We start from the raw sequence: 23,709 nt of genomic DNA, 5'->3' as shown, positions 1-23,709 counted from the left end.
ACTGCTCGATTATCAAAGCTACAAATAAAAAAGAGGCGCTAAATGAGCGCCTCTTTTAATACCTTTAAGATAAACTGGTTTAGATATCCGCTACATCAAACTCAACTAGAGTTTCAACGTCCGCTTCGTAATCAACACCTTCAACACCGAAACCAAACAGTTTCAAGAACTCTTCTTTATACTCAACGTAATCCGTGAGTTCTTTCAGGTTTTCAGTTGTGATTTGAGGCCATAAGTTACGGCAGTGATCTTGAATATCATCACGTAGCTCTAGGTCATCTAGACGTAGACGGTTCACTTCATCAACTTCTGCTGCGCTGCCATCTTCTTTGTACAAGCGTTGGCTGAACATACGGAAGATTTGTTCCATACAGCCCTCGTGAATGCCTTCTTCACGCATTTTCTTGAATACCATTGCGATGTAAAGAGGCATAACAGGAATTGCCGAGCTTGCTTGAGTCACAACTGATTTAAGAACAGCAACATTTGCTAAACCACCAGTTTGGCTTAATTGGTTGTTTAGAGCCGTTGCTGCACGGTCTAAATCCATTTTCGCTTTACCTAAAGCGCCATCCCAGTAGATTGGCCATGTAAGCTCAGTACCAATGTAGCTGTAAGCAACAGTCTTACAACCGTCAGCTAATACACCCGCTTCAGAAAGCGCATTGATCCAAAGTTCCCAATCTTCACCGCCCATTACTGTAACAGTGTCATTAATTTCTTCTTGAGTAGCAGGCTCAACGCTTGCTTCAATGATCGCATCTTTGTTTGTATCTACAGCTGTAGATGTGTAAGTCTCACCGATAGGCTTAAGAGCTGAACGAATCACTTCGCCAGTCTCTGGCATTTTACGCACTGGAGACGCCAGTGAGTACACAACCATATCAATTTGACCAAGATCTTCTTTAATCAGATCAATAGTCTTTTGTTTAGCTTCATTTGAGAAAGCATCACCATTCAAGCTCTTTGAATATAGACCTTCTTCTTTAGCTAGCTTATCGAAAGCTGCTGAGTTGTAAAAACCAGCTGTGCCAGGTTTTTTCTCAGTACCCGCTTTTTCAAAGAAGACACCGATAGTCGAAGCACCGCCACCAAATGCAGCCGCAATACGAGAAGACAAGCCGTAGCCACTTGAAGAACCAACAACAAGCACGCGCTTAGGTGCGTTAGCAATTGGACCTTGAGCTTTAGTGTAAGCAATTTGTTCTTTTACGTTCGCTTCACAACCAACAGGGTGTGTTGTAGTACAGATGAATCCGCGAATTCGAGGTTTGATGATCATATTCAACTTCCTTAAAAAATCTTCCGTAGGATAAAAGTTTCGTAAGCGAAAGGCATCTAATTTCTTTAAATTTGTCGTGAAAATGCAAGTGGTTGGAGCACTATCAGGTAATTTCCCCTTTAAAAAGAGAATTACTCTCAATAAAAAATGAAAAGACTCCTCAATAGGAGCCTTTAAGTTTATTTATCGATTAAACAGCCAAGATTTGAAAGACAGGTATTAACCTTTCTCGAATTAAGCCGTTTATAAGTGACTAAGCGACGCTATTCAGCTTTGGTTTAAGCTCTTTTCTCGTCAGCGTTTCACTAAAGTCATGGCTAAAGTGATCCACTTGGATAGCGGTATATCTCAACTTATCCGCTGCAACTATCTGGTCTACTTCAGCCTGAGTTAGCACATCGGCTTCCAATGCTTGAGCAAGTTTATCGGCAAGTAGCCCTTTTCTCGCCACTTTCCCTTCTTTCGCTGCTCGTACTAGCTTTCTTTCAAGCCCTTTCACGTTATACATTGCGTTAAAGGCTTCTTCCATTAGACCTACACTATCGTCTTCTTCCTTACCAATGTAACAAAGATGAGTTAGACGCTCACGATGAGCCCCTGGAGTCATTAAGCTTTCTGCCAGTGCAACCGTAAGATCATCATTTGGTTGTTCAAACTTATTCCCTAGTGGGAAGATAAGCGCTTTTAATGTACGACCAACTAACTTACTTGGGAAGTTTCTGTACGCTTCTTGTAAAGACTTAGCCGCATGATAGAAACAATGTTGAACCGCATAATGTACATAGTTTAAGTCAGACTGCTGGCGACCTTCATCTTCATATTTCTTAAGAGCCGCAGAAGCCATGTATAGATAGCTAAGACCATCACCTAAACGAGCAGAGATAAGTTCTTTACGTTTCAGTTCACCACCAAGGCTCAACATTGCGAAATCGGCACTCACGGCTAACGCTCGGCTCAATCGAGTTAAATCTTGGTAATAGTGCTTAGTTGGTCCACTCATGTCAGCTTTAATAAAGCGAGAACCTGTTAATGCAGCACCAAATGCGCCAAATGTATTTTTCGTAGCATGACCAATATGTTTAAACAAAAGCTCATCAAACTCTTTCGCGCCTTGCTTCTCATCTGGATTAGCAGCCGCTTCCATTTCTTTTAAAACATATGGATGGCAACGAGTTGCACCCTGACCGAAGATCATCAAATTACGAGTAAGGATATTTGCACCTTCTACTGTAATCGCGACTGGAATGCCAAGGTATGGCGCAACAAGGTAGTTCATCGGTCCATCTTGAATAGCGCGACCTGAGTGGATGTCCATGGAATCGTTTAATATCGTACGCGCCATTTCTGTCATATGATATTTAGCGATAGCCGTAACAATTCCCGGCTTCTCTTTCATATCTAATGATGTCGTCGTTAAGGTTCGAGTAGCTTCTAGTAAATACGTAAGACCACCAATTCGACCAAGGCTTTCTGCTACGCCTTCAAACTTACCAATAGACATTCCAAATTGTTTACGCACATATGCATAAGCACCCGTTGTACGCGCAGTTAAATGCCCCATCGCTGTACCTAGTGCTGGTAACGAGATACCACGCCCCGCGGAAAGACATTCAACCAACATACGCCAACCTTTACCGGCATAGTCTGCACCACCAATTAGCCACTCCATCGGAATAAACACATCATGACCTCGAGTTGGTCCATTCATAAATGCAAGACCAAGTGGATCATGTCTTTCGCCAATCACAACACCTTCGTGATCAGCTGGAATAAGTGCACAAGTAATTCCTACATCTTCCTTATCACCCAGTAGCTTTTCCGGATCATGAAGTTTAAATGCTAGTCCCAACACAGTAGCGACGGGTGCTAAAGTAATGTATCGCTTGTTCCAGTTAAGCTTAATACCAAGGACTTCTTTGCCTTCATGCATGCCCATACAAACCGTTCCAACATCTGGAATACCACCAGCATCTGAACCCGCTTCAGGTCCAGTTAATGCGAAACAAGGAATTTCGGTACCATCAGCCAAACGTGGTAACCAATAGTCTTTTTGTTCTTGTGTGCCGTAGTGAGAAAGCAATTCACCTGGACCTAACGAGTTAGGCACCATTACGCTCACAGCAGTGCTAATACTGCGAGTCGCAATTTTAGTTACGATTGTTGAGTTAGCTAAAGAAGAGAAGTTTCTACCACCAAATTCCTTAGAAATAATCAGTGAGAAAAAGCGCTCTTTACGCAGGAATGACCAAACTTCTTCAGGAAGATCGCGATCTTCCTTTACGATCTTATGGTCATCCAGCATAGCCAGAAGAGTTTCAAGTTCATTATCAATGAAAGACTGCTCTTCACTGGTTAATTGAGGCTTGGGATAGTGATGGAGCTTTTTAAAATCAGGCTTTCCTGAAAACAGCTCTCCATCCCACCATACGCTACCCGCTTCCATTGCTTCTTTCTCAGTACTGGAAAGTGGTGGCAGTACTTTTTTGAAGAATTTAAAAGCTGGGTCACTTACATATTTTTGTCTTAGAGAGCTCATAGTTCAGATCCTTTTGTTCACTATTTTGGTGTGATTATTTTTTATTTATTCTAATTATTCGGTTTTTTCTAATTACTAATTTTATTCACCTGCCGACATGCCAGCCGACAAATATGGAATGAGTAGATCAACCACAGCTTTGGCGTCCACTTGTTTCCCGTGATCATTCTCTGCAATTTCTGCTAAAGCTTGACTTGAAGCCATGGTGAAAACACAAGTACCTAACGTAAAATGGAGTCTCCAAAATAAAAGCTCAGGCGTTAAGTTTGGGTTTGCCTTTAACGTTGAATCGGTAAATAGAGTGAGTACTTCACTGTAGCGAGTCGTAATGAACCAACGTAAGTGACCTTGAACATCGGTATAACCACGCCCAATCAACAACATGAATCGACTTGTCCCGTTTGGTCTTACGTCATTCAATGACCTCAAAGGCATGCGCAAAGATTCAAACACATCTTCCATTGTGTAGGTTTCATTTAGATTCAAAGTAATCAATGCATCATGCAATGCGGGCATAAAAGCCTCTAAATACCGATCTAATACAGCACGAACTAGTGTCTTTTTATCGCCAAAGTGGTAATTCACTGATGCTAAATTTACGTTCGCTTTACTCGTGATTGTTCTTAGCGAAGTGTCGTTAAAGCCATGTTCTGCAAACAAAGCCTCTGCAACATCTAAGATTTTTTCTTTAGTATTACTTCTTGGTGCCATTCTAATCACTCGTATTAAACAACTGTTTGAAATATACGCACGAAACATTTAATTAACAAGCAAGCAACATCACACTTTGAAAGATTGGTCCAACCAGTTGGAAATTAGGTTTCTCAACCTTATGAATTAAAAAGAATTGCTGGAAAGTTTTAAAAAATAATATTTTTAATGGAACTGAATACAGAATGGTAGGTCATACTTAGTATAGAAAACAGAGTATTTAGAGGTTTTACAGGTCGTCAAACTTGTTTCTATCTGTTTTTTATTTACTGCTTTTTCCTTATTAACTCCTATATTTGTATCCGCCCAAACCGTTTTGGTTTGGGCTTTTTTTTACGTCCCCCTCCTCATAAAAAACACTTAAAAACTGGTCTTCTACTATTCATATAAAACCCAGCACCTACATTTCAAAAATAGCCTCCACACACGTAAAACTCAGTCTCAACAATGAGACAGCAATGCAATAACCATTGAAACCAAACGTTTGTTTCAAACATGTAATTTCCAAATTTCCGCTGCTAGACTGTTTCAAATAAAACTATACCAATCAAAAAATACACACTAGTTTTTCACATAAAAAACAGTAAGTAAGTATCTATGAATTGCATTTACCTGCTCCGTCATTCGAACATTAACAAGCACAATAGTCAGTAGAATCACCACTATGAAGCCTTCATATTTGTATTATTCTTGCCTTTTAATTTCATTTTCACTTTTTGTTTAATGACCTACTCTTCTTACTAATCAAACCATCAATAAAGAGTGGTGCAATAAATAGCAGTGGGGCTAAGTACGCTTATAACTTAAACGGAAAGGAGTACTGCTTTGAGATTATTTAATTTGTCCATAATCAGCTTTTTCATTGCGACTAGCCCCCCAGTAATGACTCAATCTTTAGAGCAATCTGTGGCTGCCACTCTTTCCTCAAACCCTGAAATCAAAAGTATTTTTAATGAATTCATGAGTGTAAAGAATCAACATGATGCTTCGGGAGGAGCTTACAAACCCAGTATCGATCTTGACGCAGGCATTGGGTATGAAGGAATAAACCCAGCCCCTGGCAATGGTTCAAATACCGACTTAACCCGAAAAGAAGCGACTATCTCTTTGACCCAACTGCTTTGGGATGGATCTTCTACTCTTTATGATACAGACCGAACCGCTGCTGAAGCGGAATCGGTTAGGCTTCAGCTAATCGCAGATGCAGAAGACAAAGCTTTAGAGGTCACTCAGATATACTTAAATGCAGTCAAGGCAAATGAAGTTCTCGCCCTTTCTGAAAGCAATCTATCTGTACACAAGAAAATTTTTAAAGATATAAAACGCAGAGCGGAGTCAGGGTTAGGATCTACAGCAGATCTTTCTCAAGTTGAAGCTCGGATAGCGAAGGCACACGGTAACCTTCTTGCGGCTCAAAATAATTTATTTGACACACATATCCAATTTAAACGTTTAGTGGGTCAAGCTCCTCTTGGTCTTGTCTACCCAAAAGCTGATATTACAAAAATCCCACTTACTGTCGATGATGCTGTGGTGTATGCATTCCAAAACCACCCAGTAATCAAGATATCTCTTGCCGATGTAGATTCAGCTCACTTTCAATATAAGCAATCTAAAGGGGTGAATTACCCTACTTTCTCAATTGAAGCATCACAAACATGGCGTGAAGATGCTGCTGGAAATAAGGGCTCTAGCCAAGAAACGTTAGCGATGCTCCGCATGAGATATAACCTTTACAACGGAGGTTCTGACAGTGCTAATTCCGATAGCGCAGCGTATCAACTAAATAAATCTAAAGATCTGCGAGATCGCGCTTACAGACAAGTTGAGGAAGGATTAAGACTTTCCTGGAGCGCTTTAGACCTGACTCTTCAACAGAAGAATTTTTTGTCTGATCACGTCGATTCCTCATCTGAAACAGTCATTGCTTATGAAAAGCAATACAGGATTGGTCAGCGAACGCTTCTCGATTTATTAAATACCGAAAACGAGCTATTTGAAGCCCGTAAAGATTATTTAGATGCCCACTACGCAGAGCAATACGCAAAATACCGTGTACTCAATGCCACAGGCTCTTTACTTGACGCCTTACTTGTAGAAATTCCAAAAGAATGGACTCAAAAAATGGAGTACTGATAATGAGAATACTATTTTTGATGGTGGCGATAATCACCGTTTTTGTTAATCAAGCCTTTGCCTACACAGAGCAAACCTACATAAAAGTACCAGTATCGAAACAAAGTTTTGATCTGCAGGATGAAGATTTTGATGGAGTAATAAATGCGAGAGATGCCTGTCCAAATACACCAAGAGCATCCAAGGTGGACAACGACGGCTGCGGGGAGATTTTAAAATCAGAAGAAATAAGGCAATTAAACATTCTGTTTCCTAATAATTCTGCCGAAATTAACCCAATTTTCGTAGAACAAATTAAAACAATGGCAAACTTCCTTAACACTTACCAAGCCGCATCCATTGAGATTCAAGGGTATGCCAGCAAGACAGGTTCTCCTAGACACAATTTAACTTTATCCAAAGAGAGAGCTTATAGTGTTCAGGACCGCTTAATTTACTATGGTATCAACCCTAAGCGAGTTCGAGTGATTGGGTATGGCGATACAAAGCAAACTGCATCAGATAATGATCTAATCAGCCATGCGTTGAACAGAAAAGTTACCGCAACGGTCATTGGGCTCAGCCAAGAAGTCGCTGAAGAATGGACAATTTTTACTACGTTAAAGAAGTGACAAACTGCTTAAAAATTTTCACCTGCGCTTGAACTATGAACTATGAACTATGAACTATGAACTATGAACTATGAACTATGAACTATGAAAATAGAATACAAAAAAGCCGTGATAAGAATAAATTCTATCACGGCTTTTTATCATTAAGACAAATTGTCTATACCTAAACTACGATACTGTTTTAGCTGTTGATGCTGCACCAGTTTTCGGTAATGAAACACTTAATAAAGCATAACCAATTATAGCTGCTGTTGTAGAGCCCATTAGGATGCCTAAGCGAGCCAGCGTGTCGTACTCAACATTGGCAGAGCCAAATGCTAGTGACGAGATGAATATAGACATAGTAAAGCCGATACCACATAACACAGACACGGCGAAGATATGAATAAAGTTCACGCCTTCAGGTAATTTAGCCCAGCCTAATTTCACAGCAGCCCAACTAAAGGTAAAGATACCAAGAGGCTTACCTAGAAGCAGACCTAGTGCAATACCAAGAGGCAACATACCTGTTAGGCTTGAAATAGAAATACCTTCAAGAGAGATACCTGCATTAGCAAACGCAAATATTGGAAGTATCGCAAACGCAACATATGGATGCAGAGCATGCTCAAGATGTTTCAACGGCGAATGTTCACCCTTATTCCCTTTCAGTGGGATAGCAAAACCAATTACCACACCAGCTAAAGTTGCGTGAACACCTGATTTTAATACCGCAAACCAAAGAATAGCACCCACAACTAAGAAAACGCTTAACTTAGTTACATGCTTAGCATTAAGCATGAATAATACACCTGTCGCAATGAAACCAACGGTCAGTGCTAGGGTTGATAAATCGCCTGAGTAGAACAGTGCAATGATAACAACAACGCCAAGGTCATCGATGATTGCAAGAGCAAGTAAGAATACTTTCAAGCTCACAGGTACTCGTTTACCAAGTAACGCCATAATACCAAGTGCAAAGGCAATATCAGTTGCAGCTGGAATAGCCCAACCTTGAATTGCTGCTGGATCACCTGAGTTGAATAACACATAGATGAGTGCAGGAGCTAACATACCACCAACAGCTGCAATCGCTGGGAAAATGGCTGTTTCTTTCGATTTAAGTGCGCCTTCTAAAAGCTCACGTTTCACCTCAAGGCCGATCAACAAAAAGAAGACCGCCATTAGGCCATCATTAATCCAATGGGAAACTGACATACCAAACACGTATGTATGAAGGAACTCCTGGTACATACCATTCATCGGAGAGTTTGCAACAAACATCGCAATTGCTGCTGCAATAACGAGTAAAATACCGCCAGCAGATTCCATTTTAAAAAAGTCGCGAATGACATCGCTCATGATTTCGCCCTTATATTTATTATTTAAATAAACGAATAACAAAGAATAGACTAGAGTCTATAGCTAACTCATACCAAGAAATAATCATTTCTTCAGAGGTTTAACTTCGGTTTTTCCTACAAATACTAAACAATACAACGTTTTTACTATCACTTTATCCAACTTATAGCCTAAGTATAGAAGAGAAATGTGCCGCTTAGGCCCATAAGACTGTAAGTAACCGTTTCTAACAGAAACAAAAAAGGCCTTAAAAGAAGGCCTTAAAAATTAGTAACCGGTGAGCTGCATAAAGCCTTTAGCTTCATGGCTACCACTCGCCATTATTGGTCCTTCCCAATATGGAATGACAAAAGGCAACCACATGTCTCGCCGTTGTATTCGAGTCGTCAGGTTTATTTGGTGCTCTGGTACATTGATAATCCATTGTAACGGTAAGCGACGTCCATTGAGCAACGTTGTGTTGTTCAATGGCGTGATCTCAATATCGGATTCCGTCAACTGGAATACCTTACCTGAACGTGTCGCTAAGGTACCAAATACATAAGGCAGTTGCTGATTATGGCGGTAACGATTGATACTTAAAGCAGATCCATCTTCCAAGTTAAAGACAAACCAATCCCATCCTTGTTGACCTTCTCCCAGTAAACCGCTACCCCACTCCTTTTGTAACCAAGCAGTGCCCGATACAGTCTTAGTTTCACCCTCTAATGTAAGTGAACCATTCAAAGATAAAAATGGGGCGCTGAAACTATAAGAAGCAACGGGCAGTAAGTCATGCTTTTCTTGGTATCCGTTTTCTCCATTTAAGACATAAGGACCTTTGGTTATGCTGTTGAGCTCTATTCCAAAAGTATCTGTGTTGATACTCAAGCGACCAGGGAAAGGAGTAGAGCCCAGCGTACGCCAATTCCAATTATCAATCCAAATCCTAAACGGTCGATTATTCATTCCAGCTTGACCAATGCCACCTCGGGCTAAACGTTGCTCTTTCCAAACTTGTGATTTAGATGTGATCACAACATTGGAGATAAAGAGTTGTGGACTCTGCCAGCCTGTAGTTTCTCTTTCATCAGTTGCTATTCGAAAGAAGCTCCATTGAATAGAGTACTGTTCCCCACTAGCATCTTCAACGTTAGCAAAGTAGTGCCACCATTCATGCTGAAAATCTGGGTGGAATTGGAAGTCTTGAGGTAATGATATATTGCGATCGGGTAAAACTGGTTCGAATACCTTCTTATTTTCGCTCATTAAGACGGCATTAATTTCGTTAACGCCTTTCTCGCCAACCTGAGCATAGTAAGAATAATAAATACCAATACCGAGAAGGATTCCAAAGAAAACAATCACAAATAGGTAAGATAAAATACGGAGTTTTGGTCGTTGAGACTTAGATCGTTGAGACATAGTTAAAGCGCATCCCTCAAAGATTTCATCGGCGTATTTCTCACCATTTTAATAACGGGTAAGGCTCCAGCCAGCATTAAAGCTGCCATTGCCCACGCAAAGGTAACAAAGTAATCCCAAGGAATCACTTGAATGCCCAAAGACCAACCAAATGATTGCTTAATAACGATATCAACAATCAAGGTCGCCAAAGCTAAACCTAACGGCACAGCAATTAAAGATGCAATGAGACCAAAAACAAGTAACTGTAAACTACCGACTAAGATAAGTTCTTTTCCAGACATACCAAGGCAACGTAGAAGTGAGATATGCCGCTGCCTAGAAACCTCACCTGCAACTGTCGCAAAGAAAATACCAAAGACAGCAATGATCAACGTAATATTGCCAAGAGTATCTGCAATAGCAAAAGTTCGGTCAAACACTCGCATGGCTTGGTTATGAATATTATTATTATCGAAAACGCGTTCAGAGCTTAACCTGAATACATTCTCAAGACGATCCCGTAAGCCTTGTGGGTTTATGCCATCTTTAATTACAACACCAAGACCTACATTCCCTCGCCCGGCAAATCCATACAGCCAATTTCGGTGAGACATCATGACCTGATGGTAAGGGTTACCATAATCATAATAAACACCCACCACTTGCCAACCATTACCTAAATTATCATACAGATCGATATAATCGCCGGGGCGTATATTCAACTTGAGAGACATAGATTCACTGATTAGAACGCCTTTTGAATGGTGTAATTGATACCAATAATTAGGAATACCTAGTTTAATCGTAAGCGCCTCAAGCTCTCCTTCTGAAGGACCAGTACTGACAACTTGAACACTGCCTTTAGGTGTTGCTATGTCTTTCTCCCAGCGCCACCACACAGAATCGACTTCTGGTTGATCAGATAACCAATTACTCATTCGAGCAGCTGCATTGTTCGTTGGGTAAATATATAAGTCAGCGGCCAATCTCTGTGTAAGCCATTTATCAGTCGTATCACGAAAGCTGCCAACCATGGTTTCAACACCAATATTTGCCGTAAGAGCAAGCATAAATGCCATCGTTGCTACGCCGCGGTAGCTCATACTGGCTGCAGCATCTGCAAAGAACCAACGAGCACGAACCCAGCGTAATGAGTATGAAAGGCTGTTAAATAATTTCCACATAATAAATGGTGTAAACAACGCCACACTGACAAGCATGAGCGCAATTATCGCAAAACCAGATTCTTGAGTTTGAGGGGCTTGGTACACCGCAACAGCTGCAACACAAAATGCACAACCGATAAGCGCTTGCCAAATGAATTCCGAACCAGCAAAACGCAGTATTGATAACCTAGAAGACAAACGAATAGGTTGGGATTGCAGAAGACGAATTAACGGCCATACACACGCTAAGAAAGCGCCAGTCAGAGCCATAAGTAAACTATAACCACTCCAAACCCAACTCCACTCAATCGACAAACCTACGTTCGCGTCGTATAAGTCACCTAAGCTTGCCGATACCGCTGGCAACAATTGGTTGGCTAGCATAACACCAAACACATTACCGCAAATCCAGCTTATGAAGACTAAAAGCAGAAGTTCAAAACATAAAGCTTTCGCTAATTGCCAGCCAGAGACACCCGTTTGGCGAAGAATGCCAACTAGCGGCTGTCTTTGAATGAATGAGAGAGACATCGCCTGATAGAAAATAAAGAGACCTACCACAAATGAAAGCATACCCATCGCAGTCAGGTTCATGTGGAATGCGCTGGTCAATGATTCAAGCTCAGCTTTAGAGTTTCGCGTAATTGTAAGCCCGTTAGGCAGCATATTTTTCAACGTTTCATACTTTTCAGCAGACATGTGACCACATGCAATAACGGATAAACCTGAACTTCTTTGCAGCATTCTTAATAAAGAAATATCCGCAATTAAGCGAGTACCATTGATCAGATTTTGCTGATCGACGACGACCGGTCCAAGTTGAGAACCATCAGCTAAATCAATATAGCTACCATCACTCCAATCCATATATTCAGCAAGGTCATCGCTGACAAGAATTGGGTAAGGTGGGCGCATTAAACGTAAAGTCGTCAGTTCCTTAAGTGCAACTCCAGGCTGAAGCTGAAGCATGGCAACAGGATCTAACCCGACAAGCATTAGATTTGAACCATTCTCAGCAGTAACACGATGGTTATCAAATGGTGCACACTGCTGGAAGCCTTCTCTTCTCAGCTGAATATAAAAGCCTTGAGGGATCTTATTTGCATTATGTTTTGGGCGAATTCGGTAAGGAAGAGGATTTGAAAAGAGTTTTTCGCCATGGGTATAGCTTTGCTTAGCGTGGTGGTTAATTGCCGTTACGCCAACAAGTAAAGAAACACCTAGAGTAAGACCAAGCCAAACAAGGATAATTTGTAAAGGGTGACGACGGTAATGACCTAATAGCGCTTTAACTACGGGCCATAACATGCAGTTGCCCTCCTTGAAGACGGATTTTACCATCCATATGCTGAGCCACTTTTTCACTGTGAGTCACTAAAAAAAGTGTACATTCTAGCTCGCGAGCCAGCGAGGTAAGTAAGCGCATTACCGCTTCAGCATTACGTTCATCCAAGCTACCAGTCGGTTCATCCGCAAGTAATAGCTTAGGCTCCATATAAAGCGCTCGCGCTATAGCCGCTCGCTGTTGTTGCCCGCCCGAAACTTCTTCAGGATAACGCCCTAGTAATGGCATTAAGTCCAAAGCTGACAGTATTTGACGCCATAATCCCTTGTCTTCAGGTAAACCTTTTAACTGGCGACAAAAACGAATGTTATCTGCGACATTAAGAGTTGGTAGCAAGTTAAACTGCTGAAAGATATGACCAATGTTGTTTCTGCGATAAGCCGTACGCTTTGTTTCAGATGAGCTGTGCATCTCGAAATGAGAGAACGCGATTTCACCGGAATCTGGCATGTCTAACCCAGCAATAAGGTTCAATAAGGTACTCTTACCAGATCCGCTCTCACCCATTAATGCAATTTGGTCACCTTGGTTTAATGTCAGCTCAGCACCTTGTAAAACTGGGTGGAATTCTCCCCCATCTACATAGCCTTTACATAGGTCTGACAGCTTTAACATTAAACAGCTCACATTAGTTAGAATTTGGAGTGAGAATCTACACTAATTCACTGTTAGTAGGAAGCAATTTGGCAGATAGATCACACCATAAGCATAATGTTGCACCGTTTATACGCTTTCCTTCTAATTTTCAATTAAGTTTTTAATCCATCGCTTACTTTTCATACGGTACAACGAGCCAAACCATTTGATCACTTCTTCGGTTAAAAACAACAAGTAAATCCATTCAGGCTTGAACCCAAAGTACATAGCAGCAACGGCAGCTAACGGAATACCAATGAGCCACTGAGCGACCAAATCCTGATACAAGCAAAACTTCACATCACCGCCAGCTCTAAGCACACCAACAATCACAGTCATTGGTATAGAACGGATAACAATACCGATACTTAGCACAACGATGAATTTTTCAGAAAGAGCTCTCGTTTCTTCTGTTAAGGCGCTGAACGCATTCAAAATTGGAATTTGAATAAAGTACAGAACAACCGCAACCACAATAGCGGTTAAGAAACTGATAATACTTATACCTAAAGCTTGGTAATAGACAGCTTCATTCTGTTTTGCACCCAGCTGATTCCCAATTAGCACCGCTCCAGCATTAGACATTCCGATCAATAAGCTTAAAGAAATAGATTCAACAGGTGTCATCACAGACAAGGCCGCCAAACCTTGAACACCTGATTGTCCCATTATGGCGTGGTATGCAAACAACCCCCCAGCCCACGCTAAAAAGTTGAATGTTGTTGGCAGTGACAACTTCAAAAATCTCGTTACCTTTTCTATCGTTGCCGCAGCGTTGATGTCACAAAAACGAAAAGCAAGTAAGTGCTTCTTAAAATATAAATAGCCGAATAAACACGCAACTTCGATTGCCCCACTTAGTACCGTAGCAATCGCCGCCCCTTTAATTCCAAGCGCAGGCGCACCTAAGTTACCGAAAATGAGCACCCAGTTAAGTAAAACATTAGACAGGATCCCTATCCCACTGAAGAAAGTACTTAAGCCTGGTCTGTGCATCGCTCGTAAGCCAACAGCCATACTACTCACACAGGCAACAGCAAACATGCTCAAAGACGTAATCACCATGTATTCAACACCTAAGCTGATCACTTCAGCAGAATCGGTTGTTAAAGACATAACTTGTTCAGGGAATGACACAAAAAAAGCGACCGTTAATGCAGCAAAAAACATGGCAACAATCCAAGTTAATGCCGTACTCTCTCTTACGCCTTGTTTATCCCCTGCCCCCCAATACTGAGCCGTCAGCAAGGCGCCACCTGTGGTCACTCCAACTAGCATAATAGTTGTAACAAACATCGCTCGGCTTGCCACGCCAACAGCTGCAATATCAGCTTCACCTAACTGGCCAAGCATTAATACGTCAACCAAACCTCGGCTGGAAAACATAATACTTTGAAGGGTAATAGGTAACGCGATCGCGATAAGACGGCGTAGGAAATCGCCTCTGGTGTGATAAAGAATATTGGAAAGCAGCATGAGCGCATCACCCTAACGGAAGACATTGATGATAAAAGAAAATTTTCAAGCTATTATATCAACGAATGCTTTTTAACCACATGACTAAATGGGGCAAATATGAAGAAAGTTCTTGTTTTAGGGGCTTCAGGTTATGTCGGCTCGCAACTGCTCCCATTGCTACTTGAGCAAGGTTATCAAGTAACGGCAGCAGCTCGGCATATCGACTATCTAAAAGCTCGCACCACTCCACATAAAAATCTAGAGCTTATCTATCTTGATCTGGAAAACAAAGCTGCAACAAATGATTTAGTCCCAGATTTTGATCTTATCTTTTTCCTTGTTCACGGCATGGCTGAAGGACATGATTTTATTGATTACGAACTGACATTAGCCAATAACTTCGCTGCTGCGTTGGGTCCCAAAAACAAACATGTCATTTATTTAAGTTCTCTCCAACCACAAACGGGTCAATCTGAACATTTACAAGCTCGCTTAAAAACAGGTGAAGTACTGAGATCTAAAGACGTTCCAATCACAGAGTTAAGAGCTGGAGTCATCATTGGACCAGGTTCTGCCGCTTTTGAAATAATGCGAGATTTTGTCTACAACTTACCAATAATGATCGCACCTAAGTGGGTAGATTCCAAAGCCAACCCTATTGCACTTGCAAATCTAAACCATTATTTACTGTGCTTGGCTGAAGACCCGCCTTCAAAACACCAAACTTTTGAAGTCGGAGGACCCAATATTGTCTCATACCGAAATCAATTCAAACATATCGCTAAAATAGCCAAGCGCCCCCTTCGTTTGTGGTCAACTTCCCTACTCACACCTAAAATGGCGTCTTACTGGTTAGGCGTAGTAACTTCTGTACCTTCAAGTATAGGTAGAGCTTTATTAGCAGGCTTAGAGCACGATTTCATTGCCAATTCCACAGCAATACAAGAGAAGTACCCACAACCATTAGTCAGCTTTGAAAGTATGGTGGAGAAAGCCATCAACGCCGAAGGGACTTTCATTAAAAGTAATGTATGGGGGTTTGACACGACCGCTTTCTCTCGTTGGCAGGCTGGATTTGGTTATTATCCCAAAAAAACAGGGGCGACAATCAAAACTTCAGTCTCCCAAGAAAACTTATGGAAGATCGCTCAGCAAATTGGTAGTCCAAAACAAGGCTACTTTTTTGCTAACGCTTTATGGCGGACTAGAGAATGGTTAGATATATTTTTTGGTGGCGGACGTCCGATAAGACAAATCCCTGAAGGACCTAATCTAAAGGTTGGAGATTATATTGATTCTTGGAAAGTCATTCGATTTGAAGACAACGCTTTTCTTTCGCTTTTTTTTGGAATGAAAGGTCCAGGGCTCGGTCGATTAGAGCTTGCCATTACGGATCTAGGAGAACACCGAGAGTTAACGATTACCGCTTGGTGGCACCCTAAAGGTTTCATGGGTTTAATGTATTGGTTCGCGATGATGCCAGCACACCTATTCATTTTTAAAGGCATGGTAAAAGCTATAGAGAAACAAGCCAAAGCCGTTCAGAAACAGATTTAAGCTTGAAAGTGCCGTTCAAACGAACGGCACTTTTATATTTTTTATTTAATTCCCAGTTAAACTGAGAGGCATTTCTGCCAATTGACTACCGCGATTTTCAGGGTAAACAATATATTCACCATGGTATTTAACCGCTGATTTATAATCCGTTACTTTGTGAAGCATAAAACCAGCTTCCATAGCCGATTCAATAAACTCTTGGTGGTTTCCTCGCACAAACCAATTCATTGGTCTTGCCATGATTTCGCCATCAAATGAATCGTCACATTGCTTTGCGCATAAGGCGAAAGAATGGTCACCATCAGTGAAAAACTGTATTTTTCCACCTGTTGTTAATTCATCTTCGCTTGAAACGCTCCAGCCTTTTTCATACATCTTATCCATGAAGGCTTCAACATCACTGTCTTTCAACGCTTTCGGTTCTTCACCCACTGGGAAGAATCGCGCATAAAACGCAGAAATACGTTTAAAAGTGAACATTAAATCAGCTTTGTTCCCTTTAGATCGCCCTTGTTTTTGCCAGCGGGTTAAATCAGCCACGATACTGCGATCAAAGCTTTGAGATTTCATGGCTTTCGTTACCCAACGCACCAAATAATGGTTGTTTGCAATGGGTGCGTCGACCGCTTTTTTAGATTTGTGTAGCTCCGCTAGTTCACCTAGTGCAGAGTTCACGAGTCTTTGAATTTCAATATAATAGTTCGACATTATGCCTTCTTTCCTAATGTCCAATATAACAATGCTGACAATATAGAACATATCGCCATCACAATAGCCATGGGGCCTGCACTATCACTTGGTAACATAGCAACCACCGCACCAATAACAGAACCCGTACCAAACCTTAATGTACCCGCCAAAGATGATGCTGTACCTGCCATATTTGGGTAACCGCTTAATAGTAGCCCCATTGAGTTACTGCCTATCGTCGAAAGCGTACCAATGAATAACATGACGAAAGGTACAATTCCCCATAAGCCTAAATCTAAATACCAGCCAGCAAATAGACCTAACCCCGCGAGTAGCTGAATAGTCAAGCTCGCCTTAAGCATGACATGTGAGCCTACTTTTTTAACGATACGCCCGTTGATGCTTGTCATCAGAATCATTGCAACGATATTTAAGCCAAATAGGTAACCGAAAAGATCCGGTCTGACTCCATAGACATCAATATAAACAAACGAGCCGGCCGTTAAGAATGCAAACATACCAGCAAACGAAAAGGCACCTGAAAAAATCAGTCCCATCGCCACAGGGTTACGACACAAACGGAAATAATTACGCATGGTCGTTTTAAAGCGCAACGGCTGCCTATTTTCTACAGGTAACGTTTCAGGAATCTTCCAAACAACCGCGGCAATCACAATCACAGCAAAAATTGCCAGAACCCAAAAAATAGAACGCCAGCCGAACCATAAAGCAAGATAGCCACCAATCATTGGGGCAATCAATGGGGCAACTGTCATCACTAGCGTCACGAATGACATGGTTCGCGCAAAATCTTCACGATCGAACATATCTCGTACAACAGCTTGGATGATTACCGCCGCAGCCGCACCTGCAAAACCTTGAGCAGCGCGCACATAGGTTAAAGCATCGATGCCTTGAGTTGTCGCACTGACCACCGATGCAATGCCAAACAACACAACACCGATGACTAATACAGGTTTACGACCATAACTATCGGCTAGAGGTCCGTGCAGCAATTGCCCAAGAGCAAAACCAGCAGTGTAAGCGGTTAACGTTATTTGCACTTCGCCTGCTGTTACACCGAGATCTTTTGCAATCGTTGGCATTGCAGGCAAATACATGTCAATGGCGAGTGGAGTCAGTGCGCCAATGGCACCTAAGATCAAGAATAGCAACAAACCTAATTGGGGCTGCTGAGGCTGAGAAGCAACGTTTTGATTCGATGTTTGCATATAGCTCCGACTAAATACTAGAACCCAATGGAGTATCGGGTATTCATAATGGCTGAGACTTTCCTAGTACCAGTCAAATAACACGAGCCGACGCTATCCTTGGTCGGCTTGATAAGGCGAAGAGGTATCTTTAATAAAACAAGATTCTTTCAGTTAAAAACTTTGATAAAAAAGTTGGGGAGTCACTGTTATCTAACTTGTAAGTGCATATAACTGATGATCGCATCAAACTTACAATTGCTCACCCAACTAATCATTGGCGTTAAAGGTTTAGACTTAAACCATTTACTTCCAGATAGAATCGACTTCTTCTTGAGTAAGGTAGCGATATTCACCCAACTCTAATTCTTCATCCATTTCAATCTCACCAATTTTCTCACGGTGTAATGCTTCCACTTTGTTACCTAGTGCCGCAAACATACGTTTTACTTGGTGGTATTTACCTTCATGGATTGTCAGCAAGACTTCTTTCTCAGCTCTAACATCTAAGTGAGCAGGCAGTGTTAACCCTGTTTCACTTTTAAGCTGAATGCCCTCTTTGAATTTTTCAACATAGTCGTCTTCAACTGGCTCAACCAACCATACACGATATGTCTTCTGACATTTATGCTTAGGTGAAGTTATACGGTGCGACCACTGACCATCATCTGTAATTAAAACTAAACCAGTAGTATCTACATCAAGTCGACCAGCAAAATGCAATTTGTCCATTTTGATTTCATCGAGCAATTCAAATGCAGTTTGGTTTGAACCATCTTCATGTGAACACACAAAACCTTCTGGTTTATAAAGCATGATGTAACGCGGGCCATGGACTCGTAGCTCGTTACCCTGCCACTCTACTACACACTCTTCAGTGATCTTAGTTGCACCACTTTTCACCATGACGCCGTTAACCGTCACTGTCTTGGTGTGTAATGTTTTTGTTGCTTCTCTTCGGGTTGCACCTAGTGCATCACACAAAAATTTATCTAAACGCATGAATACCTCATCTGATTTAAGTGAGGTATTATAGTCACCTTTACCGAAATAGTTGAGCGATTTCACATTATTTGTTGATCGCCTTGCCAACAACCTTACAAGATACTGTATGTACACTCTTCGACCTTACCAAGCTGACTCTGTTAAATCGGTTATTCACTACTTCCGAAAACACCAAACGCCTGCTGTTTTAGTCTTACCGACAGGTGCAGGAAAAAGCTTGGTCATCGCTGAACTTGCACGCCTAGCCAAAGGGCGAGTATTAATTCTTGCTCACGTAAAAGAATTGGTTGAACAAAATCACGCAAAGTATGAAGGGTATGATTTAAAAGGGTCTATTTTTTCAGCCGGTCTTGGTCGGAAAGAAACTGACCAACAAGTTGTCTTTGCCTCTGTTCAGTCTGTTGTTCGAAATTTAGATTCATTTTCAAACCAGTTTTCACTACTTGTTATTGATGAATGTCACCGCGTGCCAGATGAAAAAGACAGTAGCTACCAAAAAGTCATCAGCCATTTAAGAGAAAATAATTCTGGAATCAAAGTGCTTGGGTTAACCGCCACCCCTTACAGACTGGGAATGGGTTGGATTTATCAGTACCACACTCGTGGGCAAGTGCGCAGTGAAGAACCTCGCTTCTTCAAAGACTGCATTTTTGAATTACCCATTCGCTATCTTCTCGATGAAGGCTTTCTTACCCCTGCACGCATGGTTGACGCACCAGTATTAAGTTATGACTTCTCTCAATTAAAACCGGCAAGTACAGGGCGATATAAAGAAGCTGAACTGGATATGGTGATTGAGCAGTCTAAACGAGCTACTCCTCAAATCGTCGATCAAATCATTCACCTCGCTCAAGATAAACTTGGCATTATGGTATTTGCAGCCACAGTCCGACATGCGCAAGAAATCCTGAGTTTATTGCCTGAAGGTGAAGCCTCGATTGTTATAGGTGATACACCTACACTGGAACGTGACCAGATCATCAATGATTTCAAGCAACGTAAAATCAAGTTTCTGGTGAACGTATCCGTATTGACCACTGGATTTGATGCCCCACACGTTGACCTTATCGCCATTTTACGACCAACAGAGTCAATCAGTTTATATCAACAGATCGTTGGTCGTGGTTTGAGGCTCTCGGAAGGTAAAAAAGAATGTTTAGTACTCGATTATGCAGGCAACAGCTACGACTTATATCAACCTGAAGTTGGTGATCCTAAGCCAGATTCAGACAGCGAGATAATTACCATCCCTTGCCCTGCATGTGGTTTCAACAATAATTTCTGGGGAAAGCTAGACAATAATGGCTTTTTGTTAGAGCACTTTGGTCGAAAATGCCAAGGTTACTTTACTGATGAAGATACAGGTGAACGTGAACATTGTGGCTACCGATTTCGAGCCAAATACTGCAATGAGTGTGGCGCCGATAACGACATCGCGGCAAGAATATGTCACGAATGTGATGCAACCTTAGTCGACCCTGATAAAAAGCTGAAAGAAGCATTAAACCTAAAAGACGCATTAGTGTTCGAATGCTTAGAGATGGATTTGAATGTCTTCAAAGATGATAAAGGAAAGTCGCAGCTCAAAGTGACCTACCGAGGAGAAAACCAAGCTCAAGTTCATGAATTCTGGTCACTTACAACAAAAAAACAAAAGCAGAACTTCAAAGATCAATTCGTTCGACCACACTTAGCCGACAGGCATCGACCTTTTGAAGAGTCTTCTCCAAGTAAAGTGGCTGCAAACCAACACAGGTTCCGCCCACCCCAGTTTGTGATTGCACGAAAAGCTGGACGTTTTTGGAAAATGCGAGACAAAATTTTTGAAGACGAGCTTCAAGACCGTTAAGCTGACTAGATTCACTTTCTATTCATCTTAGCTCTTTTATACTAATGGATATCGACCTAACCTTGGATCAGCTATGTTAAGTAAGCTAATGATTGCGACCCTATCTTTGTTTTGTGCTTTGCTGTTTCCCAACCTAGCAATGGCTAAAGATCATAATAATGGTCATGAACTCGTACAGGATGTATATAAAGAAGGTACACGAATTGAATTCGATGAAGATCAAGATGAAGTCTATGACGCCGTCAAAGATGGCTTAATCAAACCTTTTTCTGAGCTTTATGAAACGATTGAATCTCAGTTGAATGGGCGAGTAATTCGAGTTGAACTAGAAGAAGATGATGACGAATGGGTTTATGAGCTCAAATTAGTTCATGACAATAACGTAATTAAAGTCGAATACAACGCGACAACGTTAGAAATGCTCGAAATCAAAGGTCGAAATTTACAAGACGTAATTAAAAAATAACGTAACCATCAGCGATAAAAATAAAGCTCAATCAGCAATAATTAATGGTAAGAATATGAAAATTTTAGTAGTTGAAGACGACCCAAGTTTAGGTCAACAAATTATAAAAACGCTGGAAGGTGCTGACTGGGTACCTGAACTGTCTCAAGATGGGATTGATGCACTTTATCGTGCGACTTCTGAAGAGTGGGACGCGATTGTTCTTGATCTCGGTCTTCCAAAACTTGACGGCCTTACTGTACTAAAAGGCATTCGAGACGAAAACATCAATACCCCGGTTGTCATTTTAAGTGCTCGTGACACTTTGACTCAACGTGTTGAAGGTCTCAATGCTGGTGCTGATGACTACCTGACTAAACCGTTTGAAATGGTTGAGCTGATTGCCCGTATCCGTGCGCAATTACGCAGAGCTTCAGGTAACGCTTCCCCTATTCTTCAAATGGGTGATTTAAGCTTAGATACAAGAAGTTCAAAAGTATTATGGCAAGGTCAGGCGGTAAGCTTAACGGCTTTAGAATATAAAGTGGTTGCTTATTTTATGCACAACGCTGACAAGGTCATTTCGAGAACTGAATTAGTTGAGCATATCTATAAGCAAGATTTTGATCGTGACTCTAATACCGTCGAAGTTTTTATCGGTCGTATCCGTAAAAAGATTGCACCTAAGGTGATTAAAACCGTTCGTGGCCTTGGCTATCAACTCAACGTTGATTAAAAGTAATAAGCTTAAAAATTCCGTTTTGATATTACCTGTGAGCGTATAGATACATTGCGCTCATTGGTCTCAATAACTCACTATCTTCTGCGCTGATTAAGAGGATTCATCGTGCCGAAAGCCACCCTCAGTAAACCAAACTTAAAAAATATCAGCTTAAAAAGCCGCTTGCTTCTCGCAGCGGCTTTTTGGCTTGGGGCAATGATCTTAGCGGCAGGTATCGGTATACCTAAGCTTGTTAATGATTATCTGATTGATGATGTTAAACAGCAGCTGAATCTTACCTTAGATGAATTAACCGCCAATATTGAAGTCGATAAAAACAACCAGTTAGTCATGCTTGAACGTCTTTCTGACCCAAGATTTTATCAACCCTATAGTGGTGTGTACTGGCGCGCAGCCACACAAGATCAAACTCTTAGATCTCGATCTTTATGGGATAAAAACCTATCTGTCACTGACAAGCCTATCCGTAAGATTATTAAGGGAGCAAAAGGTGAAAGCCTGATCTATGTTGAACAAAACATTTACCTACCCGAACTAAGTGACCCTGTCACTATAATTGTCGGTCTAGATGAAGATCCTCTTGAGTCAACACTGCATAAACTTACGGGTCAGGTATGGATAATCTTAGGTTTGCTCTTTATTGGCGTACTGCTTTTGATCGGAATACAGGTAAGTTGGTCTCTTTTACCTTTAAATAAAATGCAGCGCGAACTTGCTATGCTTCGAAAAGGAGAGCAACAAGTACTTAGCAGTAATTACCCTAAAGAAATTTCTCCACTAGTTTCCGACCTAAACGCCCTCCTTTTCCATTATCAAGAATTACTGGAACGAGCCAGAAACCATGCGGGAAACTTGTCACATGCCTTAAAAACACCGCTTTCTGTGTTAAAAAATGAAATTGCTGCACTACCTGAAGAAAAGCAACAAAAACTGTCACAGCCCGCCAATCAATTGCAAGATCATATCGACTACCATTTAGGCCGTGCTCGTATGGCAGGCGCCATGAATATCCTATCGGTAAAGTCTTCACCTTCTGAACGCATAGACGCGATTTCAATGGCATTTGATAAGGTGTATGCCGCCAATGACATCACATTAATTAATGAACTAGATTCTGAACTGGAAGTCACTGTTGATCAGACCGATCTTGACGAAATGGTCGGTAACTTATTAGAAAATGCCTATAAGTGGGCAAACAGTATTATCAGAGTTCATTCAACAGATCTTGAAAATGGCAACATTGAACTCATTATTGAAGATGACGGAACAGGCATACCTCCAGAACAACTTGAACAAGTCATTAAGCGAGGTGTGAGACTCGATGAAACCACTCCTGGAACGGGTTTAGGTTTGAATATCGTGAATGAAATGGCGCACAGTTACCGTGGTAGCCTCGAACTAGCTGAAAGCTCGATGGGCGGCTTAAAAGCTACATTGATACTGAATCAATTTAAAGACTAAGCTTCGTACCTTTCTTGTTTATAAAAGGAAGCCTTAGCTAGCATCTAGCATCTAGCATCTAGCATCTAGCATCTAGCATCTAGCATCTAGCATCTAGCATCTAGCATCTAGCATCTAGCATCTAGCATCTAGCATCTAGCA

At 41.4% G+C, this 23,709-nt stretch carries 18 protein-coding genes; 7 read left to right on the top strand and 11 right to left on the bottom strand.

From position 1 onward, the window contains the following. Positions 1–79: 79 nt before the first annotated feature. The 3 genes from fabV to F0226_RS17240 form a co-directional block, all read right to left on the bottom strand. A complete protein-coding gene (gene fabV / locus F0226_RS17250) occupies positions 80–1,282 on the bottom strand; it encodes an enoyl-ACP reductase FabV (protein WP_171736803.1) in 1,203 nt (400 codons plus the stop codon). Between the two features lie 253 nt (positions 1,283–1,535). Beyond that, positions 1,536–3,818, bottom strand: a complete 2,283-nt coding sequence (locus F0226_RS17245) for an acyl-CoA dehydrogenase (protein WP_171736802.1) — start codon at positions 3,816–3,818, stop codon at positions 1,536–1,538. 81 nt (positions 3,819–3,899) lie between these two features. Then, positions 3,900–4,529: a TetR/AcrR family transcriptional regulator gene (locus F0226_RS17240; RefSeq protein WP_171736801.1), complete on the bottom strand. Its 630-nt coding sequence runs from the start codon at positions 4,527–4,529 to the stop codon at positions 3,900–3,902. Between the two features lie 825 nt (positions 4,530–5,354). Between F0226_RS17240 and F0226_RS17235 the strand changes: the two genes are divergently transcribed. Both F0226_RS17235 and F0226_RS17230 read left to right on the top strand, forming a co-directional pair. Beyond that, the gene (locus F0226_RS17235) at positions 5,355–6,665 is read left to right on the top strand and encodes a TolC family outer membrane protein (protein WP_171736800.1); all 1,311 of its coding nucleotides are present in this window, start codon (positions 5,355–5,357) and stop codon (positions 6,663–6,665) included. Continuing rightward, positions 6,665–7,276 carry an OmpA family protein gene (locus F0226_RS17230; RefSeq protein ID WP_171736836.1) on the top strand — a complete coding sequence of 204 codons (612 nt, stop codon included), beginning with the start codon at positions 6,665–6,667 and terminating at the stop codon, positions 7,274–7,276. The genes F0226_RS17235 and F0226_RS17230 overlap by 1 nt, the downstream gene beginning before the upstream one ends. A gap of 168 nt (positions 7,277–7,444) precedes the next feature. On the opposite strand, the gene nhaA is transcribed toward F0226_RS17230, so the two are convergent. From nhaA to F0226_RS17205, 5 genes are all read right to left on the bottom strand, one after another. Then, the gene (nhaA, locus tag F0226_RS17225) at positions 7,445–8,617 is read right to left on the bottom strand and encodes a Na+/H+ antiporter NhaA (RefSeq protein ID WP_171736799.1); all 1,173 of its coding nucleotides are present in this window, start codon (positions 8,615–8,617) and stop codon (positions 7,445–7,447) included. A gap of 267 nt (positions 8,618–8,884) precedes the next feature. Further along, positions 8,885–10,021 carry a lipocalin-like domain-containing protein gene (locus F0226_RS17220; RefSeq protein ID WP_171736798.1) on the bottom strand — a complete coding sequence of 379 codons (1,137 nt, stop codon included), beginning with the start codon at positions 10,019–10,021 and terminating at the stop codon, positions 8,885–8,887. 2 nt (positions 10,022–10,023) lie between these two features. Continuing rightward, the gene (locus F0226_RS17215) at positions 10,024–12,477 is read right to left on the bottom strand and encodes an ABC transporter permease (RefSeq protein WP_171736797.1); all 2,454 of its coding nucleotides are present in this window, start codon (positions 12,475–12,477) and stop codon (positions 10,024–10,026) included. Then, a complete protein-coding gene (locus F0226_RS17210; RefSeq protein WP_171736796.1) occupies positions 12,458–13,129 on the bottom strand; it encodes an ABC transporter ATP-binding protein in 672 nt (223 codons plus the stop codon). The genes F0226_RS17215 and F0226_RS17210 overlap by 20 nt, the downstream gene beginning before the upstream one ends. Before the next feature lie 123 nt (positions 13,130–13,252). Next, complete coding sequence (locus F0226_RS17205) at positions 13,253–14,626, bottom strand: MATE family efflux transporter (protein ID WP_171736795.1); 1,374 nt, start codon at positions 14,624–14,626, stop codon at positions 13,253–13,255. A gap of 99 nt (positions 14,627–14,725) precedes the next feature. Between F0226_RS17205 and F0226_RS17200 the strand changes: the two genes are divergently transcribed. Continuing rightward, the gene (locus F0226_RS17200; protein WP_171736794.1) at positions 14,726–16,165 is read left to right on the top strand and encodes a DUF2867 domain-containing protein; all 1,440 of its coding nucleotides are present in this window, start codon (positions 14,726–14,728) and stop codon (positions 16,163–16,165) included. Between the two features lie 45 nt (positions 16,166–16,210). On the opposite strand, the gene F0226_RS17195 is transcribed toward F0226_RS17200, so the two are convergent. The 3 genes from F0226_RS17195 to rsuA all read right to left on the bottom strand — a co-directional run bounded on the left by F0226_RS17195 (position 16,211) and on the right by rsuA (position 19,068). Then, positions 16,211–16,873 (bottom strand): DUF2913 family protein, encoded by a 663-nt coding sequence (locus F0226_RS17195; RefSeq protein ID WP_171736793.1) that lies wholly within the window; start codon positions 16,871–16,873, stop codon positions 16,211–16,213. Continuing rightward, entirely contained in the window at positions 16,873–18,087 is a 1,215-nt protein-coding gene (locus tag F0226_RS17190) for a Bcr/CflA family multidrug efflux MFS transporter (RefSeq protein WP_171736792.1), read from the bottom strand. Before F0226_RS17190 ends, F0226_RS17195 begins: the two co-directional genes overlap by 1 nt. A 285-nt stretch (positions 18,088–18,372) precedes the next feature. Beyond that, complete coding sequence (gene rsuA / locus F0226_RS17185) at positions 18,373–19,068, bottom strand: 16S rRNA pseudouridine(516) synthase RsuA (RefSeq protein ID WP_137373077.1); 696 nt, start codon at positions 19,066–19,068, stop codon at positions 18,373–18,375. A 109-nt stretch (positions 19,069–19,177) separates the two neighbouring features. Between rsuA and F0226_RS17180 the strand changes: the two genes are divergently transcribed. The 4 genes from F0226_RS17180 to F0226_RS17165 all read left to right on the top strand — a co-directional run bounded on the left by F0226_RS17180 (position 19,178) and on the right by F0226_RS17165 (position 23,568). After that, complete coding sequence (locus F0226_RS17180) at positions 19,178–20,920, top strand: DEAD/DEAH box helicase (RefSeq protein WP_171736791.1); 1,743 nt, start codon at positions 19,178–19,180, stop codon at positions 20,918–20,920. A gap of 73 nt (positions 20,921–20,993) precedes the next feature. Next, positions 20,994–21,386 (top strand): PepSY domain-containing protein, encoded by a 393-nt coding sequence (locus tag F0226_RS17175; protein ID WP_171736790.1) that lies wholly within the window; start codon positions 20,994–20,996, stop codon positions 21,384–21,386. 55 nt (positions 21,387–21,441) lie between these two features. Further along, on the top strand, positions 21,442–22,101 hold the full coding sequence (locus tag F0226_RS17170; RefSeq protein ID WP_137373074.1) for a response regulator transcription factor: 660 nt from the start codon (positions 21,442–21,444) through the stop codon (positions 22,099–22,101). A gap of 111 nt (positions 22,102–22,212) precedes the next feature. Further along, the gene (locus tag F0226_RS17165; RefSeq protein ID WP_345776529.1) at positions 22,213–23,568 is read left to right on the top strand and encodes an ATP-binding protein; all 1,356 of its coding nucleotides are present in this window, start codon (positions 22,213–22,215) and stop codon (positions 23,566–23,568) included. Positions 23,569–23,709 lie beyond the last annotated feature (141 nt).

The organism is Vibrio sp. 99-70-13A1 (genome assembly GCF_013114625.1).
Taxonomy (GTDB): Bacteria; Pseudomonadota; Gammaproteobacteria; order Enterobacterales; family Vibrionaceae; genus Vibrio.
Note: the sequence above shows the minus strand (reverse complement) of the source record. Positions and strands in the feature narration are given on the sequence as shown.

Bases quoted from the DNA above. Each gene is read 5' to 3' on its own strand.
- fabV (WP_171736803.1), bottom strand. From the start codon at position 1,282: ATGATCATCAAACCTCGAATTCGCGGATTCATCTGTACTACAACACAC.
- F0226_RS17245 (WP_171736802.1), bottom strand. From the start codon at position 3,818: ATGAGCTCTCTAAGACAAAAATATGTAAGTGACCCAGCTTTTAAATTC.
- F0226_RS17240 (WP_171736801.1), bottom strand. From the start codon at position 4,529: ATGGCACCAAGAAGTAATACTAAAGAAAAAATCTTAGATGTTGCAGAG.
- nhaA (WP_171736799.1), bottom strand. From the start codon at position 8,617: ATGAGCGATGTCATTCGCGACTTTTTTAAAATGGAATCTGCTGGCGGT.
- F0226_RS17220 (WP_171736798.1), bottom strand. From the start codon at position 10,021: ATGTCTCAACGATCTAAGTCTCAACGACCAAAACTCCGTATTTTATCT.
- F0226_RS17215 (WP_171736797.1), bottom strand. From the start codon at position 12,477: ATGTTATGGCCCGTAGTTAAAGCGCTATTAGGTCATTACCGTCGTCAC.
- F0226_RS17210 (WP_171736796.1), bottom strand. From the start codon at position 13,129: ATGTTAAAGCTGTCAGACCTATGTAAAGGCTATGTAGATGGGGGAGAA.
- F0226_RS17205 (WP_171736795.1), bottom strand. From the start codon at position 14,626: ATGCTGCTTTCCAATATTCTTTATCACACCAGAGGCGATTTCCTACGC.
- F0226_RS17200 (WP_171736794.1), top strand. From the start codon at position 14,726: ATGAAGAAAGTTCTTGTTTTAGGGGCTTCAGGTTATGTCGGCTCGCAA.
- F0226_RS17195 (WP_171736793.1), bottom strand. From the start codon at position 16,873: ATGTCGAACTATTATATTGAAATTCAAAGACTCGTGAACTCTGCACTA.
- F0226_RS17190 (WP_171736792.1), bottom strand. From the start codon at position 18,087: ATGCAAACATCGAATCAAAACGTTGCTTCTCAGCCTCAGCAGCCCCAA.
- rsuA (WP_137373077.1), bottom strand. From the start codon at position 19,068: ATGCGTTTAGATAAATTTTTGTGTGATGCACTAGGTGCAACCCGAAGA.
- F0226_RS17180 (WP_171736791.1), top strand. From the start codon at position 19,178: ATGTACACTCTTCGACCTTACCAAGCTGACTCTGTTAAATCGGTTATT.
- F0226_RS17175 (WP_171736790.1), top strand. From the start codon at position 20,994: ATGTTAAGTAAGCTAATGATTGCGACCCTATCTTTGTTTTGTGCTTTG.
- F0226_RS17170 (WP_137373074.1), top strand. From the start codon at position 21,442: ATGAAAATTTTAGTAGTTGAAGACGACCCAAGTTTAGGTCAACAAATT.